Below are 15,811 nucleotides of genomic sequence, written 5' to 3' on the forward strand. Positions count from 1 at the left end.
GCTTGTGCGAGGCCAATTCCTGGCCGTGTCGGTGCAGGTGGAGGACTTTCCGCAGGGGCGCCGAGAACGCGAAAAGCCGCCTTCGCCGTGCTTCGGGCGAAATCGATGGCTTTTTGTCGGTGGCGTCCTCTAGCCTCGACGGCGTCACGCAAGGGGGACCCGCTGCCGTGGGCTTGCGTGCCTTTTTTCGCTCTCGACGATGGGGATGGTCCACCGCATGTCCGAACAACCGAGTCCGGCCGCGCCGGGCGCAGCCGGGCTCGACGACAAACTCGACCGTGGCGTGCTCAAGATCGCCTCCGTGGTGGTGCTCGGCGCCATCATGGCGATCCTCGACACCACGGTCGTCAACGTCGCGCTGCAGAAGCTCACGATCCAGTTCTCCACGTCGTTCGACACGATCCAGTGGGTCGCCACGGGCTACATGCTCGCGCTGGCCACGGTCATCCCGGTCACGGGCTGGGCGTCGGACCGCTTCGGCACCAAGCGGCTGTACCTGCTGGCCATCGGCACGTTCCTCGTCGGTTCGATGCTCGCGGGGCTCGCGTGGAACGTGGAGTCCCTGATCATCTTCCGGGTCGTGCAGGGGCTCGGCGGCGGCATGCTGATGCCCGCGGGCATGACGATTCTGACGCGCACGGCGGGTCCGCAGCGCATCGGCCGGGTGATGTCCGTGCTCGGCGTGCCGATGCTGCTGGGCCCGATCTGCGGCCCGATCCTCGGCGGCTGGCTCGTCGACGCCGTGAGCTGGCGCTGGATCTTCTACATCAACGTGCCGATCGGCGTCATCGCGTTCGTGCTCGCGCTGCGCCTGCTGCCGAAGGACAAGGCGACGAAGTCGGGCCGCTTCGACTTCGCGGGCCTGCTGATGGTGTCGCCGGGCCTGGCGGCCCTGATCTTCGGCGTCTCGCGCATCCCGTCCACCGGCACGGTCACGGCGATCCAGGTGTGGCTGCCGGCGGTCGCGGGCATCGTGCTGCTGGTGAGCTTCGTGCTGCGCGCGCTGCGGGTGGCGGACCCGTTGATGGACCTGAGCCTGTTCCGCAACCGGACGTTCTCGGTCTCGATGATCACGCTTTCGGTGTTCTGCATGGGCTTCTTCGGCGCGATGCTGCTACTGCCCACGTACTTCACCCTGGTGCGCGGCGAATCCGCGCTGCACGCCGGCCTGCTGCTCGCACCGCAGGGCTTCGGCGCGATGATCATGATGCCGATCGCGGGCCGCTTGTTCGACAAGTTCGCGGCCCGCCGCATCGTGCTGCCGGGCCTGGCGCTGATCGTAGTGGGCATGGTGCCGTTCACCCAGGTCACGTCGACCACGCCGTACGCGCTGCTGCTGTCGGCCGCGTTCGTCATGGGCCTCGGCATGGGCTGCACGATGATGCCGATCACGTCAGCCGCCCTGCAGACGCTGCGCTCCGAGGACATGGCCAAGGCCTCGACCACCACGAGCATCCTGCAGCAGACGTCGGGTGCCATCGGCTCCGCGATCATGTCCATCGTTTTGGCCGCCCTGCTCGGCTCCCGCTTCAGCGTCCCGACGAGCCAGGGCCAGCTGGCGGCCACGGTGGCCACCCTGAACCCCGCCACGCACACCGCCGCGTCCGCCCTCGCCGCCGGCGCCTTCGCGACGCCCTTCTTGATCGCCACGGTGATCCTCGCCGTGTGCCTGGTGCCCGCCGCGTTCCTGCCGAACCGACGCTTCGTCCCGTCGCCCCCTCCGGCACGCTCGGACGACGCGGCGGCCCCGATCCCGGTGGCGCCGCTGCACTGACTGGGTTTGCTTCACGCGAGAGGGCCGCTTCGCGCTTGCCACGGGCGGCCCTTTTCTTCGCGTGACCGGGCTTGCTTGGGCTGCGCCGTCGTGCTGCCTCCGAATATGGCCGTCACGGTGGCGCGTCGTCCGGCGACCGGTTTCCCGGCTGTCGCGGGATCATCGCGAGAACGGGCGCTCGCCACTCATTTTGCGGCCGACTTCAGCACTCTCGCGGAATCGCGCCAACGAACAAGTTGTGAGCAGCCTTTCCCGTCGGCGCTCGGTTTGCTTCGGCGGAAGGCGGCTTCGTCGACTATGGCGAGCACGGCCGGAGCCCGCAAGCACTGCGAGGAACCATCGAACGACCGTCGCGAGTCGCGAACGCGCCGTTGCCCGCGACCTGTTCATCCAGCAGTGCCCGAAGCGGCAAAAGGGCCGCCCGCAGCCAAAGTCGCGGGCGGCCCAAGCGCGCTACCTCAAAAAGCGGTCTACTTCAGGAAAGGCGCTCCAGCACCATCGCCATCCCCTGCCCGCCACCAACACACATCGTCTCCAGTCCGAACTGCTTGTCGTGGTGCTGCAGAGAGTTGATCAACGTCGACGTGATGCGTGCCCCCGTCATGCCGAACGGGTGGCCGACCGCGATGGCGCCGCCGTTGACGTTGAGGCGATCGAGGTCGATGCCGAGGTCGCGGTAGGACGGGATGACCTGCGCGGCGAACGCCTCGTTGATCTCGACGAGGTCGATGTCCGAAATGGACAGACCCGCGCGAGACAGTGCCTGCTTCGAAGCCTCGACCGGGCCGTAGCCCATGATCTCCGGCGACAGGCCCGTCACGCCCGTCGACACGATGCGGGCCAGCGGCGTGAGGCCGAGCTCGCGCGCCTTGGTGTCGGACATGACGATCACGGCGGCGGCGCCGTCGTTGAGTGGGCAGCAGTTGCCGGCGGTGATGCGGCCGTCGGGGCGGAACACGGGCTTCAGGCCGGATACGCCCTCGATGGTCACGCCGGCGCGCGGGCCGTCGTCCTTGGACACGACGGTGCCGTCGGGGAGGGTGACCGGCGTGATGTCCTTGGCCCAGAAGCCGTCGGCGATCGCCTTCTCTGCGAGGTTCTGCGAGCGCACGCCGAACTCGTCCATCTCCTCGCGCGTGATGCCCTTGAGCCGCGCCAGGTTCTCGGCGGTCTGGCCCATGGCGATGTAGACGTCGGGCACAGCGCCCTCACCGCGCGGATCGGTCCAGGTGTCCGTGCCCGACGAAGCGGTCGCCACGGTGCGGGCCTCGGCGTCGGCGAAGAGCGGGTTGTGCGTGTCGGGCCAGGAGTCCGAGCTGCCCTTCGCGAAGCGCGACACGGCCTCGACGCCCGCGGAGATGAAGACGTCACCCTCGCCGGCCTTGATCGCGTGCATCGCCATGCGGGTGGTCTGGAGGCTGGAGGAGCAGTACCGGGTGATCGTGCAGCCGGGCAGGTGGTCGTAACCGAGCTCGACGGCCACCGCTCGGCCCATGTTGAACCCCGACTCGCCGCCGGGCAGGCCACAGCCGAGCATCAGGTCGTCGATGTCGGCGGGGTCCAGCTGCGGCACCTTGTCGAGCGCCGCCCGGATCATCTGCACGGCGAGGTCGTCGGGGCGCATGCTGACCAGCGAGCCCTTGGCGGCACGGCCGATCGGGGAGCGGGCGGTGGAGACGATTACGGCTTCGGGCATGGCGTGACACTTCCTCGGGTCGGTGGCAACGGGCGGGCGCTAAGCGGTTGCTCACCATAGTGCCGCCTGTCACGCCTCCCGCAAAGCCCAACGCGACGCGGACCACTATCGGGCGCCGGCAGGATCTCCGCCGTGACCGGTCGGAACAGGGCACTGCGCACGAGCACGATCGTGTGGTGGGGAGCCGGCCTGATCCTGGTGGCCGTGGCTGCCGCCTTCCTCTGCGGGCCACGCTCGGCGGCGGCACCCCACAGGACACCGCCCGGCTCGACGCCCTGCGCACCGCCGCGAGCGTCGTAGGCACCGGCGGCGCGGCCGCCCTGCTGCTCGCCGCCCGTCGCCGGCGCTCGGCCGAGCTCGACCTCGAGCAGAAGGACCACGACGCGACCCAGCGCCGCATCACCGAGATGTGCGGCAAGGCCGCCGACCAGCTCGGCAGCGAGAAGGCCCCGGTCCGCCTCGCCGGCCTCTACGCGTTGAAGCGCCTCGCCCAGGAACACCCGCTCCAGCGCCAGACGATTGTCAACCTGCTCTGCGCCTACCTGCGGATGCCGTTCCGACGGCGGTCCGGACGAGCGGCAGGTCCGCAAGGTCGCGCAGCGGATCCTGACCCTGCACCTCCGCCCCGCAGAGGACGGCGACAGCTGGTTCTGGCCGAACGTCGACCTGGACCTCACCGGTGCGAAGCTCGTCGACCTGTCGCTGAAGTACTGCCGCGTCCACGTCGGCGGTGTTCGCCGACGTGGAGTTCACCGGGGCCACGACGTTCCGCTACACCAGCTTCGCGACCAAGGCGGATTTCACCGCGGCGACGTTCGCCGAGCCGCCCGACGCCGCGGGATCGAGCGCCGCCCGGAACGCCCACCCCGGGCGGGACTGTCACCGAAGAGTCGAGCCGCCCCGCCTGAGTGGACCGCGCCGCAGGTCCAGCGTTTAGGCTGGGCCTCGCCGCCGAGATCCGGCGCGGAAGGGCAGGAGCGCAGTCGTGGAGTACGCCGAGCACATCGTCGACCTCGTGGGGAACACCCCGCTGGTCAAGCTGAACTCCCTCACCAAGGGGCTCAAGCCGCTGGTGCTCGCGAAGGTCGAGTACGTGAACCCGGGCGGCAGCGTGAAGGACCGCATCGCGCTGCGGATGATCGAGGCCGCCGAGGCGTCGGGCGCCCTCAAGCCGGGCGGCACGATCGTGGAGCCGACGTCGGGCAACACCGGCGTGGGCCTGGCGATGGTCGCGCAGCGCAAGGGTTACAAGTGCGTGTTCGTCTGCCCGGACAAGGTGAGCGAGGACAAGCGCAACGTCCTGCGCGCGTACGGCGCGCGCGTCGTCGTGTGCCCGACGGCCGTCCCGCCCGAGCACCCCGACTCCTACTACAACGTCTCCGACCGCCTCGTCCGCGAGATCGACGGCGCCTGGAAGCCCAACCAGTACGCCAATCCCGCGAACCCCGAGAGTCACTACCTCTCCACCGGCCCGGAAATCTGGCGCCAGACCGAGGGCAAGGTGACGCACTTCGTCGCCGGCGTCGGCACCGGCGGCACGATCTCGGGCACCGGCCGCTTCCTCAAGGAGGCCAGCGACGGCCGCGTACAGGTCGTCGGCGCCGACCCCGAGGGCTCCGTCTACTCCGGCGGCAGCGGCCGCCCGTACCTGGTCGAGGGCGTGGGCGAGGACTTCTGGCCCGAGACCTACGACCGCGGCATCGCCGACCGGATCATCCCGATCTCCGACGCGCACTCGTTCGACACCACCCGCCGCCTCGCGGTGGAAGAGGGCCTGCTGGTCGGCGGCTCGTGCGGCATGGCCGTCGCCGCCGCGCTGAAGCTCGCCGAGAGCCTGACCGAGGACGACGTCGTGGTGGTCCTCCTGCCCGACGGCGGCCGCGGCTACCTCACCAAGGTTTTCAACGACGACTGGATGTCGTCCTACGGCTTCCTCCCGCCCGACTCCTCGGGCGCGACGGTGGGCGACGTGCTCACCAAGAAGAGTGGCTCCCTGCCCAGCCTCGTGCACACGCACCCGAACGAGACCGTGGCGGAGGCCGTCGCGATCCTGTCGGAGTTCGGTGTGAGCCAGATGCCCGTGGTCAGCGCGGAGCCGCCGGTCATGGCCGCCGAGGTGGTGGGCGCCGTCAACGAGCGCGACCTGCTCGACGCGCTGTTCACCGGCAAGGCCCAGCTCGCCGACAAGCTCGAGACGCACATGTCGCCGCCGCTGCCGACGATCGGTGCCGGCGAACAGGTCGGCTCCGCGATGAAGGCGCTCGAGGGCGCGGACGGCGCGTTGGTCTTGATCGACGGCAAGCCCGCGGGCGTCGTCACCAGGCACGATCTGCTCGGGTTCCTCGCCGGGCGCTGAGGGCGACACTGCGCTCTTCGTTACCGATCCGGCCACAGTCACGGCGGGGAAGGTTGCCGGCTGCGGCACTGTCCGGACAGGTTCCCGCCTGCTTCTGGTCGGATCGGTAATTGGCCTACCTGGGCCGGGGCGTTCCGAGCGCCCTGCCCCGCTATCCGATAGCGTGGGCGCGATAGAACTTTTTCGCGTCCTCGTCAAGGGGGTTCAAGACCCACATGAGTGCTCCGCAGCCACCGAACCAGCCCGGGGACGGCGGCGAGCAACCGCCGCAGGGCCCACCGAGTGGTCCCACACCTCAGCAGGACAGTCCTTTCGGCGCGTCGGAGCCGACCCAGGTGGTCCAGCCGGGCCAGCCGTACCCGTCGGCCCCGCCTTCGGGCGATGGCGGACTATTCGGCGAAGCCCCCGAGCCCACGCAGGTCGTGCGGCCCGGTGACGCGAACGCCGGCGGCGAAAGCCACTTCGGCGCCGAGTCGACGCAGCTCGTCCCGCCCGGCTCGCAGCCGCCGGCCATCCCGTACTCCCCGCCGCCGAGCGCGGCCGACAACCCCGCTGCCATGGGCGGCGGGTTCGGCCAGCAAGGCTTCGGGGCACAGCCCGGTGCTCCGGGTGCACCTGGTGGCTTCGGCCAGCCGGGCCAGCCGCAGGGCTTCGGCGCCCCGGGCGGGTTCGACCAGGGCCAGGGTGCCTTCGGTGCCCCGCCGCAGGGCGGTTTCGGTCAGCCGGGTCAGCCCGGGCAGCCGGGTCAGCCGGGCGGTTTCGGAGCGCCCCCGGCCTTCGGTGCCGCGCCTGTCGCGTCCGGTGGCGGCAACAGCATGTACGGCTTCATTGCCGGTGGCGTGGTGGCGCTGCTGGGTGTGCTGTCGCTGATCTGGTCGTTCCTCTACATGGGCGACGCGAGCGACTACTCGTCCAGCCTCGACCAGGCCCGCCAGTCGGCCGGTGACGCGAAGGTCGACGAGCTGCTGGGCCAGTCCGGCCTCGCCTCGCCGGGCGCCATCTGGTTCTACGTGATCATGGTCCTGGTCGGCGCGGTCGTCTCCATCGCGGGCGGCGCCGGGCTCATCCTGGCCGGGCGCCTCGGCGGGATCAAGAAGATCGTGCCAATCGTGGTCGCCGTGGGCGGCGTGCTTCTGGGCGTCTTCGGCGTCCTGCTCATCGCCGGCTCCACGCCGAACCAGGAGCTCCTCGACCAGGCCGGCGGCAACGGCGCCGACAGCATCGGCATGCCCACGCTCATCTTCGGCATCCTGATCTTCATCGTCGGGCTCCTCGGCCTGATCCCGCCCACCGCCCAGTTCGTCGGCCTCGGCGGCGGCACCCCGGGCGGCGCGGGCGGCTTCGGCGGCCCCGCGGGTGGTGCCGGTGGCTTCGGCCAGCCGGGTCCCTTCGGCCAGCCGCAGCAGGGTTTCGGTCAGCCTGGCCCCTTCGGCCAGCCGGGTCAGCCGGGTCAGCCTGGCTTCGGCCAGCCCGGCGAGCAGCCCCCGTTCGGCCAGCCCGGCTTCGGCCAGCAGCCCAACCCGAGCAGCGGCGGCTTCCCCCAGCCCGGCGGCTACGGCCAGCCTCCGCAGCCCGGCTACGGCCAGCCCGGCGAACAGCCCGGCAGCGGCGGTTTCCCGCAGCCGGGCCAGCCCCAGCCCGGCCAGGCCCAGCCCGGTTACGGCCAGCAGCCCCCTCCGGGCTACGGCCCGCCCCCCGGTTACGGTCAGCCCCAGCCGGGTCAGCAGCCGCCCCCGGGCTACGGCCCCCAGCCCGGGCAGCAGCCCCCGGGTTACGGCCAGCCGCCGCAGCAACAGCAGTGGTGACCAGCTGAGCTTCACGTGAAGGGCCCCTTCGGTGCATGGCATCGAAGGGGCTTTTTGCTGTCCGGCGGCTCTTCGGCTCCGCAACTGGTCGGACCCGCGCTCGCTTTTTGCGTCGCCGCCGGGCGATCGCTGCGGCCTGTCGTCTCGCCGGTCGCACGGCGGCCCGCGCCGCGCGGTGGCGGACCGTCGCGCTTGGTTGGCGCAACGGACTCCGCGGGGCGCAGGAGCATGGCGTCGAAGGCGCTTTGCCGCCGGCGGGTCTTCGGCTCTGCAGCTGGTCGGACCCGTGCTCGCGTTCGCGCCGCCGCCGGGCGATCGCTCGTGCCTGTCCTCTCGCAGGTCGCACGGCGGCCCGCACCGCGCGGCGGCGGTCCGCTGCGCTTGGCTGGCGCGATCGACTTCGCGGGGCGGCGGAGCACGGCATCGAAGGGGCCTTTTGGGCTGCTCGGTGGCTCTTCGGCTCTGCAACTGGTCCGACCCGCGCTCGCTTTCGCGTCGCCGCCCGGCAATCGCTGCGGCCGCTCTTTCGCAGGTCGCACCGCGGCCCGTGCCCGCCCGAGCCCGCCCGCGCCGCTCGGTGGCGGACCGTCGCGCTTGGCTGGCGCGATCGACTTCGCGGGCGGCAGAGCACGGTATTGAAGGGGCTTTTGCTGCCGGCGGCTTCAGCTCTGCAGCTGGCTCGACCCGTGCTCGCTTTCGCGCTGCCGCCGGGCGATCGCTGAGGCCTGTCCTCTCGCAGGTCGACGGCGGGCCCGTGCCCGCGCGCGGCGCGGGAGTGGCGGACTGGCGCGATTGGTTGGCGCGATCGGCTTCGCGGGGCGGCGGAGCACGGTATTGAAGGGGCTTTTGCTGCCGGCGGCTTCAGCTCTGCAGCTGGCTCGACCCGTGCTCGCTTTCGCGTCGCTGCCGGGCGATCGCTGCGGCCGCCCTTTGGCAGGTCGCACGGCGGCCCGTGCCCGGCGCGCCGCGCGGCGGCGGACCGTCCGCCTGGTTGGCGCAATTGGCTTCGCGGGGCAGCGGAGCACGGCATCGAAGGCGCTTTCGCTGTCCGGCGGACCATTGGCCCTGTAACTGGACCGACCCGCGCTCGCTTTCGCGCTGCCGCTCGGCGATCGCTGAGGCCTGTCCTCTCGCCGGTCGCACGGCGGCCCGTGCCGCGCGGTGGCGGATCGTGGCGCTTGGCTGGCGCAATCGACTTCGCAGGGTGGAGGACCAGGCTGGGCACCAGCGCGGCGTTGCGGAGAAGCAGTGAGCCGCGGAGTTCCGCAGGCCGCGATTGACCTCGCGGCGCGGAGGACGCGGCCAGGTCTCGCTCGTCGGGTTCGGATCGGCGATGCGCCCCGCCATAAAGGGCGAGCCGTGATGATTGGGAACCCGCGAAGCGTTGCTGCCTACAGTCGCCTCCGCGACCCTGCACCCGTTAGCCGGATCCCGGCACGGTTCGGGTTTGCGACCTTGGCCGCGGGCGGTGGCACGCCCGCCTTGATGAACTGCCGGACGTTGCCACCAACCGCCGACCTTTCGTGACCGGAAGACTGGTCGGCCCGTCGAATACCACACGGTATCGCGGTCTGCTCCGGCCGAATCAGTCCGCACCCCACCTCCGCGGGCATTTCCCCACTGTCGGCACTTCTCCCGTTGCGCTCCGGGAGCGTGGAGCCGCAACACGGCACCCCGGTCACCCACACAGCCGATCTTTGCGAAAAATTGAGAAATGCTGTTTTTCAGTAACGCTTCACCCTCCTGATCTTGAACTATTACCCGACCTGGGCGAAACGGGCACTGGTTGTTCATCGCTTCACCATTTCTCGTCCATGATCGCGATTTCCGGGCTAGGGTGAGCCGTTCGTTTTCGCCTTCGGCCCGAGGGGGAGCAGAGTTGAGCGGCCCGTACGGATCTCCAGCGCAGCAGCGGTCAGGTCCCGCGCACGGGGAACCGCCTGCGCGGCGCGGCCGTCCGTCCGGGGCGACGGCGTTGGTCGCGGCGCTGCTGGGGCTCGTGGCGGCCGGGGCGGCGGGCTACTTGCCGGTGACGTTGTTCATCGACATCCCTTCGGGGTTCAGCCTCGGCGACCTTCCTGTGTGGACACTCGTGGACCTCGGCGGCTACCTGGGTGCCGGGCTCTTCCTGCTCGTCGGCGCGCTTGCCACGATCTTCCGCGCCACCGCCGGCGCCGTACTGCTGATCCTCGGCGCGGTCATCGCCATCGGCGCGATTCTGCTGGAGCCGACGCTCGGCAACGGCGGCTACGCGGCCTACTTCGAGGTCGTGTTCGCGCTGAACGGCTTCGCGGCCGTCGACCGGGCCGTGCTGGTGGTGCTGGCGCCGCTCGTGCTGGTGCTGGCGGCGCTGCGCCCGACGTTCTCGTATCTCAGGTACCGGGCGTACGTGCCCGGACAGTGGTGATTTTCGCCCCGAAAACGGCTCCGGCCTGGCACGATACGAGGACATCTCCCCGCAGCCGGTGGGGGCCGGATTCCCGAGGACTTCCGTGAGCTATCCCCAGAACCCCGGCCAGGGGCAGAATCCGCAGCAGCCGTACGGTCAGCAGCCCTCCGGCCCACAGCCCATCCCCGGCCAGCAGCCCTACGGTCAGCCGTACCCGGGCCAGCAGCCGGCGCCCTACTCCGGTCCGCAGCCGATGCCGGGGCAGCCGTACCCGGGCCAGCAGCCCGTGCCCGGCCAGTACCCCCAGCAGTACGGTCAGCCGAGCCAGCCGTTCCCCGCGTACCCGGGCGGCCCGGGCGTGCTCCAGCAGAAGCCGGGCGGCGGAACCGCGATCACCGCGGCCGTGCTGGCGATCCTGGGTGGCGTCGTCGCGCTGATCGGGGTGATCGGCTCGATCGTCGGGCTGTCGGCGCTGCGCGGTACCGAGGTGCTCCTCATCGTCTCGCTGGTCGTCGAACTCGCGCTCGCCGGTCTGCTGCTCTACGGCGCCATCGCGCTGATCATGCACAAGCCGGCGGGCCGGATGTGCGTGATCATCGGCTGCGGCGTCTCGATCGCGTTCTCCGTGATCTCGGTGATCCTGACCGCGGCCGGCGCCACCGCTCTCGGTTCGTCGGCCGAGTTCCTGGGCTACGGCGTCGCGAGCGGCCTCGTCGCGCTCATCCCGCCGGTGGCCACGCTGGTCCTGGCGATCGTGAAGCCCACCCAGCTGTGGGTCGGGCTCGGCGCACCGGCGCAGCCGCAGTACCCGGGCACCTACCCTCCGCAACAAGGCTGGTGACGGACCGGTCCCGCCAGGCGCAATCGCCGCCGGGTGGGACCGCACCGGCGGGACCTGCGGTGACAGGTGGCAGCAGGCGTGAATTCCATCCCACCTGGCGGGATTGTCGGTACCGGGCCGTACCCTGGAACCATGGTCGACGACTACTCCGTGCTGGGCTTCGAAACACGCGCCATCCACGCCGGGCAGCAGCCCGATCCGCGGACGGGCGCCGTCATCGTGCCTATTTACCAGACGTCGACCTACGCGCAGGACGGCGTCGGGGGCACCCGCGAGGGTGACTACGAGTACTCGCGCACGGCGAACCCCACGCGCACCGCGCTGGAGCAGGCCTTGGCCTCGCTGGAGGGCGCTCGGCACGCGCTGGCGTTCGCGTCCGGCATGGCGGCGTCCGACGCGGTGCTGCGCACGACCCTGCGCCCGGGCGACCACCTGGTGCTGGGCAACGACGCGTACGGCGGCACGTTCCGCCTGATCGACAAGGTGCTGAGCCTCTGGGGCATCGAGCACACCGTCGCCAACCTCGCGAACGTCGACGAGGTCCGCGCCGCCCTGCGACCCGAGACCAAGCTGATCTGGTGCGAGACGCCCACCAACCCGCTGCTCGGCATCGCCGACATCGCGGCCCTGGCCGGCGTGGCCCACGACGCGGGCGCGCGCCTGGTCGTCGACAACACCTTCGCCACGCCGTACCTGCAGACGCCGCTGGCCCTCGGCGCCGACATCGTGGTCCACTCCACGACCAAATACCTCGGCGGCCACTCCGACGTCGTCGGCGGCGCCGTGCTGACCAACGAGGACGAGGTCCGCGAGCAGCTCTTCTACCTCCGCAACGCCGCCGGCGCCGTCCCCGGTCCCTTCGACGCGTGGCTCACGCTGCGCGGCCTGAAGACGCTGGCGCTGCGCATGGAGCGGCACAGCGACAACGCCGAGCTGATCGTGCAGACGCTCGCCAAGCACCCGAAGGTCTCCAAGGTCTACTACCCGGGCCTGCCCGAACACCCCGGCCACGAGGTCGCGGCCAAGCAGATGCGCCGCTTCGGCGGCATGGTGTCCTTCCGCCACGCCGACGGCGAGCAGGCCGCGCTGGAAGTCGCGTCGCGCACCAAACTCTTCATCCTGGCCGAGTCCCTGGGTGGCATCGAGTCCCTCGTCGAGCACCCGGGCCGCATGACCCACGCCTCCACGGCGGGCTCCACGCTCCAGGTCCCGGCCGACCTGCTCCGCCTCTCCGTCGGCATCGAGGACGGCACCGACCTGGTCGCCGACCTCACGGCTGCGCTGGGCTGAGCCCTGCGTTCTTGCGAAACCCCCGTGCCAACTGGTTGTGGCGCGGGGGTTTCTGTTGTGGCCCTCGCACCACAATCAGGTGGCACAGAGCCCTCGACTGGTGGACAGAGCGGTCGTCTGGTGGAGAGACGTCCGGTGGGCGGAGCGCTTGCCGGTGGACAGAGCGCTCGCCTGGTGGAGAGACGCCCGGTGGGCAGAGCCCTCGCCGGTGGACAGACGTCCGGTGGGCAGACGTCCGGTGGGCAGACGTCCGGTGGGCAGACGTCCGGTGGGCAGACGTCCGGTGGGCAGACGTCCGGTGGGCAGACGCCCGGTGGGCAGACGCCCGGTGGGCAGACGCCCGGTGGGCAGAGCCCTCGCCCGTGAACAGAGCGCTCGCCCGGTGGAGAGACACCAGGCGGACAGACCCCCGCCCTCCTCGGGGGGACTGCCCTGCTCCAGTTTATCGAGGTCACGGGCCTCAAAACGGTGGTCTGGAAATCTGTGGACAACTCAGGGTCGGCGGGATCTGCTGTGGATAACTCGGACGGACCGCGGACGGACCCCGGACGAACTTCGGACGGCGGGTGCCTGGACGTGGTCGCGCGCCGATGAATCGGGCGGACCCGAACACACAAGAACCCCGCACGAACTTCGAGGTGCGGGGTTCGAAGGACAGGTCTGGACCAGTCAGGGCCGGTAGCTGCTCGGCTGCGGACCCGCCGTGTGCATCGAGTGGTGGACCGCCTCCTGTTGCTCGGCGGGCGCGGCCGGGAGCTCGGAGCCGTCGATGCAGCCGCCGACGAGCTCGACGTGGTTGTCGTGGCGGATGTATTGGGGGTGGGCGCCGCAGCCGGCCGCGTCGACGGTGAAGTAAGCGGCGCCGGTGAGGGCGACGGCGGAGGCGACGCCCAGCACGACGGGCAGGACTCCGGCCGAACGGGTCGCGCGCGTCCCGCGAGGGGTCGTCGCGTTTTTCGCGCGGGCCATGGTCGCACTCCCTGATCACGTGAGGTTGCCGTTATCAGAGTACCGGTCCCGCGGCCGTGGCACCTCGGCCATCCGTCGGTGGCATCATCGCGACCTATGGAACTGGTCAGCATCGAGCGGATCGAGGAGGCGCGCAAGCTCCTCGAGGGCATCACCAGGGTGACCCCCATGGAACACGCCCGTGACCTGCGGCGCTTACACGGCGGCCCGGTCTACCTCAAGTGTGAAAACCTGCAGCGCACCGGCTCGTTCAAGATCCGCGGCGCCTACACCCGCATCCACGGACTCACTCAGGAGGAACGAGCCCGTGGCGTCGTCGCGGCCAGCGCCGGCAACCACGCGCAGGGCGTGGCGCTGGCGTCGTCGCTGTTGGGGATCTCGTCGACGGTCTTCATGCCGCTGCGCGCGCCCCTGCCCAAACTCGCGGCCACCCGCGGCTACGGCGCCGACGTGCACCTCCACGGCGCCGTCCTCGAAGAGACGCTGGCGGAGGCCATCGCGTTCTCCGAGCGCACCGGGGCGGTGTTCATCCACCCGTTCGACCACGTCGACGTGATCGCCGGGCAGGGCACCGTCGGCCTGGAGATCCTGGAGCAGGTGCCCGGCGTGAAGACCGTGCTCGTGGCCACGGGCGGCGGCGGCCTGGTCGGCGGCGTCGCGGCGGCGGTGAAGGGCCTGCGGCCAGACATTCGCGTGGTCGGCGTGCAGGCCGAGGATGCCGCCGCGTACCCGCCTTCGCTGGCCGCCGGCTCGCCCGTGCGCCTGCGTGAGTTGCACACGATGGCCGACGGGATCGCGGTCGGCGAGCCGGGCCCGGTGAGCTACGCGCACGTTTCTTCGTTGGTCGACGACGTCGTCACGGTCAGCGAGGAGTCGCTGTCCCGCGCGGTGCTGCTGTGTCTCGAGCGGCGCAAGCTCGTGGTCGAGCCTGCCGGCGCCGCGACGGTGGCGGCGCTGATGCAGCACCCGGGCGCCTTCGAGCCGCCCGTGGTGGCGATCCTGTCGGGCGGCAACGTCGACCCCGTGCTGCTCCAGCAGATCATCCAGCACGGCATGACGGCCGGCGGCCGCTACCTCAAGCTCCACCTGCGCGTGCCCGACCGGCCTGGCTCGCTCGTCTCCGTGCTGACGTGCGTGAAGGAGCTGGGCGCCAACGTCCTCGACGTCGAGCACTCCCGCATCTCCGGCAGCCTCGCCCTCGGCGAGGTCGACGTGGCGCTCGCACTGGAAACCCGCGGCCCCGAACACTGCAAGGAGGTCGAGGCCGCCCTCGCCGACGCCGGGTTCACCATCGTCCCGTGACCGTCCTCAGTGGACTGGTTGTTCCCCGGTGACCGCCGCCAGCGCCAGCTCTCGTGCCGGCTCACCGACCTCGGGCACCTCGAACCGCCGCCCGCGGATGTGGCTCAGCAGCTCGGGGTCCGGCGCCACGGCGTGCTCGCGCAGGTAGTACGCGACGGCGCCGGGCCACACCCAGCTGCCATCGGTTCGGAACGTCAACGGCACCACGTCCGCGCGCCCCGGATCGAACGCGTCGACGTCGAAACTCCGCGACGCCAACACGGCGGGAGCGGATTCGAGGTAGGCCAGCACCCGCTCGCGCTCCGCCTCGGGCAGCGCCTCCCGCTCCACCACGGGCCGCCCGGCTTCGTCGAGCCCGTCGTAGACCCGCGGCGTCCGCATCTCGGCCGCGGTCGTCGCCGGCGGATCCGCGACGCCGGGCTCAGCCGGTGCGACCGGGCTGGCTGCTTCCTCGGGTGGTGCGACGGGGCTGGCTGTTTGCTCGGGTGGTGCAGCGGGGCTGGCCGCTTCGTTCGGCGGTGCCGTGGGGGCAGCGCCACTTTCCGGTGCCAACGGAATGTCCTCTGGCGGCGCGACGGTTGCCGCCTCGGCCGCCGGTACGGGCGCGGTCGAGTCCTGCTGCTGAGTTGCGGGCGTTGCGCCCGTGTCCGGGCGCGGTTCAGTGCCGCTCTCGGTTGGTATGGAGGCTGCCATGCCGGCCGTGTCTCGCTGCTGTGCTGTGGGGGTGCCACCGCTCGCCGGCGCCGCGGCGGTGTTCTCCTGTGGCGAGGCGGGGGCTGCGCTTCCGTTCGTCGGCGCCGAAGTGGCGGCATCCTGTCTCGGCGTGGCAGGTGCGTCGGTGTGAATCGGCGGCACAAGGGGCGGTGGCGCCGCGCTCTGCGGTGCTGAGGTGCCTTCTTGCGCGGCTGCCGTGCGCTCGTCCGTCGGCACTGGCGCGGTGGTGTTTGTGCTGCTGCTCGCCGGCACTGCGGTGGCGTTGAGCTGCGGCGCGGCGGGTGCGACGCCGCTCGCCGGTGAGGCGGGCGCGTCGGCGTGAGGTAGCGGCGCAACGGGCGGAGGTGCCGCAGCCGGTCCGCCTTGCGGAGCTACCGCGCGGTCGGGCGGCGGAGGTGGTGTGTCAGGCGTCCACGGCGCCGGAAGTGGCGGCAGCCCCGCGCGGGTCCGCAGCCAAGGCGGGATGAAGGCCTCCGAGCGCGGGAAGAACCGCAGCTCGTCCTGGAAGCCGAGTTGCGGGGGCGGCCGGCGCCAGATCGGCTCGACGTCCGGGCGGAAGTCGAGGCGCGGTGGCTGCTGGGGGGTGAACAGGAGCGTCGCGCTGAGCCAGGTGCCGCGGCCGCGGCGGTACATGCCGCCGCGGAGGACGGCGAGGAGACGGACGGCCTCGGGGTG

General features: G+C 71.2%; 9 protein-coding genes and 1 pseudogene. 7 read left to right on the plus strand and 3 right to left on the minus strand.

Features of this window, described 5'->3' with window-relative positions; translation table 11 throughout:
* Positions 1 to 217 precede the first annotated feature (217 nt).
* The gene (locus tag AB0383_RS29750; RefSeq protein WP_364172285.1) at positions 218 to 1,774 is read left to right on the plus strand and encodes a DHA2 family efflux MFS transporter permease subunit; all 1,557 of its coding nucleotides are present in this window, start codon (positions 218 to 220) and stop codon (positions 1,772 to 1,774) included.
* Between the two features lie 475 nt (positions 1,775 to 2,249).
* Here the strand turns inward: AB0383_RS29750 and AB0383_RS29755 are convergent, their stop codons facing one another.
* Positions 2,250 to 3,470: an acetyl-CoA C-acetyltransferase gene (locus tag AB0383_RS29755; protein WP_364172283.1), complete on the minus strand. Its 1,221-nt coding sequence runs from the start codon at positions 3,468 to 3,470 to the stop codon at positions 2,250 to 2,252.
* A 985-nt stretch (positions 3,471 to 4,455) separates the two neighbouring features.
* Between AB0383_RS29755 and AB0383_RS29760 the strand changes: the two genes are divergently transcribed.
* From AB0383_RS29760 to AB0383_RS29780, 5 genes are all read left to right on the plus strand, one after another.
* Positions 4,456 to 5,826, plus strand: a complete 1,371-nt coding sequence (locus AB0383_RS29760) for a cystathionine beta-synthase (RefSeq protein ID WP_366189118.1) — start codon at positions 4,456 to 4,458, stop codon at positions 5,824 to 5,826.
* Between the two features lie 215 nt (positions 5,827 to 6,041).
* The gene (locus AB0383_RS29765) at positions 6,042 to 7,631 is read left to right on the plus strand and encodes a hypothetical protein (protein ID WP_366189119.1); all 1,590 of its coding nucleotides are present in this window, start codon (positions 6,042 to 6,044) and stop codon (positions 7,629 to 7,631) included.
* Positions 7,632 to 9,510: 1,879 nt separating this feature from the next.
* A complete protein-coding gene (locus tag AB0383_RS29770) occupies positions 9,511 to 10,038 on the plus strand; it encodes a hypothetical protein (RefSeq protein ID WP_364172278.1) in 528 nt (175 codons plus the stop codon).
* Between the two features lie 85 nt (positions 10,039 to 10,123).
* A complete protein-coding gene (locus AB0383_RS29775; RefSeq protein WP_364172277.1) occupies positions 10,124 to 10,861 on the plus strand; it encodes a hypothetical protein in 738 nt (245 codons plus the stop codon).
* Between the two features lie 132 nt (positions 10,862 to 10,993).
* Positions 10,994 to 12,151, plus strand: coding sequence for a cystathionine gamma-synthase (locus AB0383_RS29780; RefSeq protein ID WP_364172275.1), 1,158 nt, complete (start codon positions 10,994 to 10,996; stop codon positions 12,149 to 12,151).
* 669 nt (positions 12,152 to 12,820) lie between these two features.
* Here AB0383_RS29780 and AB0383_RS29785 read toward each other — a convergent pair.
* Positions 12,821 to 13,120: a hypothetical protein gene (locus AB0383_RS29785; RefSeq protein ID WP_364172273.1), complete on the minus strand. Its 300-nt coding sequence runs from the start codon at positions 13,118 to 13,120 to the stop codon at positions 12,821 to 12,823.
* Between the two features lie 96 nt (positions 13,121 to 13,216).
* On the opposite strand from AB0383_RS29785, the gene ilvA reads away from it, so the two are divergent.
* Positions 13,217 to 14,422 (plus strand): threonine ammonia-lyase, encoded by a 1,206-nt coding sequence (gene ilvA / locus AB0383_RS29790; RefSeq protein WP_364172272.1) that lies wholly within the window; start codon positions 13,217 to 13,219, stop codon positions 14,420 to 14,422.
* Between the two features lie 6 nt (positions 14,423 to 14,428).
* On the opposite strand, the pseudogene AB0383_RS29795 reads toward ilvA, so the two are convergent.
* A pseudogene (locus AB0383_RS29795) lies at positions 14,429 to 14,812 on the minus strand (ferredoxin); the annotation flags it as partial.
* Positions 14,813 to 15,811 lie beyond the last annotated feature (999 nt).

Origin of the sequence: Amycolatopsis sp. NPDC051373 (genome assembly GCF_040689465.1) — a bacterium.
GTDB lineage: Bacteria > Actinomycetota > Actinomycetes > Mycobacteriales > Pseudonocardiaceae > Amycolatopsis.

Bases quoted from the DNA above. Each gene is read 5' to 3' on its own strand.
- AB0383_RS29750 (WP_364172285.1), top strand. From the start codon at position 218: ATGTCCGAACAACCGAGTCCGGCCGCGCCGGGCGCAGCCGGGCTCGAC.
- AB0383_RS29755 (WP_364172283.1), bottom strand. From the start codon at position 3,470: ATGCCCGAAGCCGTAATCGTCTCCACCGCCCGCTCCCCGATCGGCCGT.
- AB0383_RS29765 (WP_366189119.1), top strand. From the start codon at position 6,042: ATGAGTGCTCCGCAGCCACCGAACCAGCCCGGGGACGGCGGCGAGCAA.
- AB0383_RS29780 (WP_364172275.1), top strand. From the start codon at position 10,994: ATGGTCGACGACTACTCCGTGCTGGGCTTCGAAACACGCGCCATCCAC.
- AB0383_RS29785 (WP_364172273.1), bottom strand. From the start codon at position 13,120: ATGGCCCGCGCGAAAAACGCGACGACCCCTCGCGGGACGCGCGCGACC.
- ilvA (WP_364172272.1), top strand. From the start codon at position 13,217: ATGGAACTGGTCAGCATCGAGCGGATCGAGGAGGCGCGCAAGCTCCTC.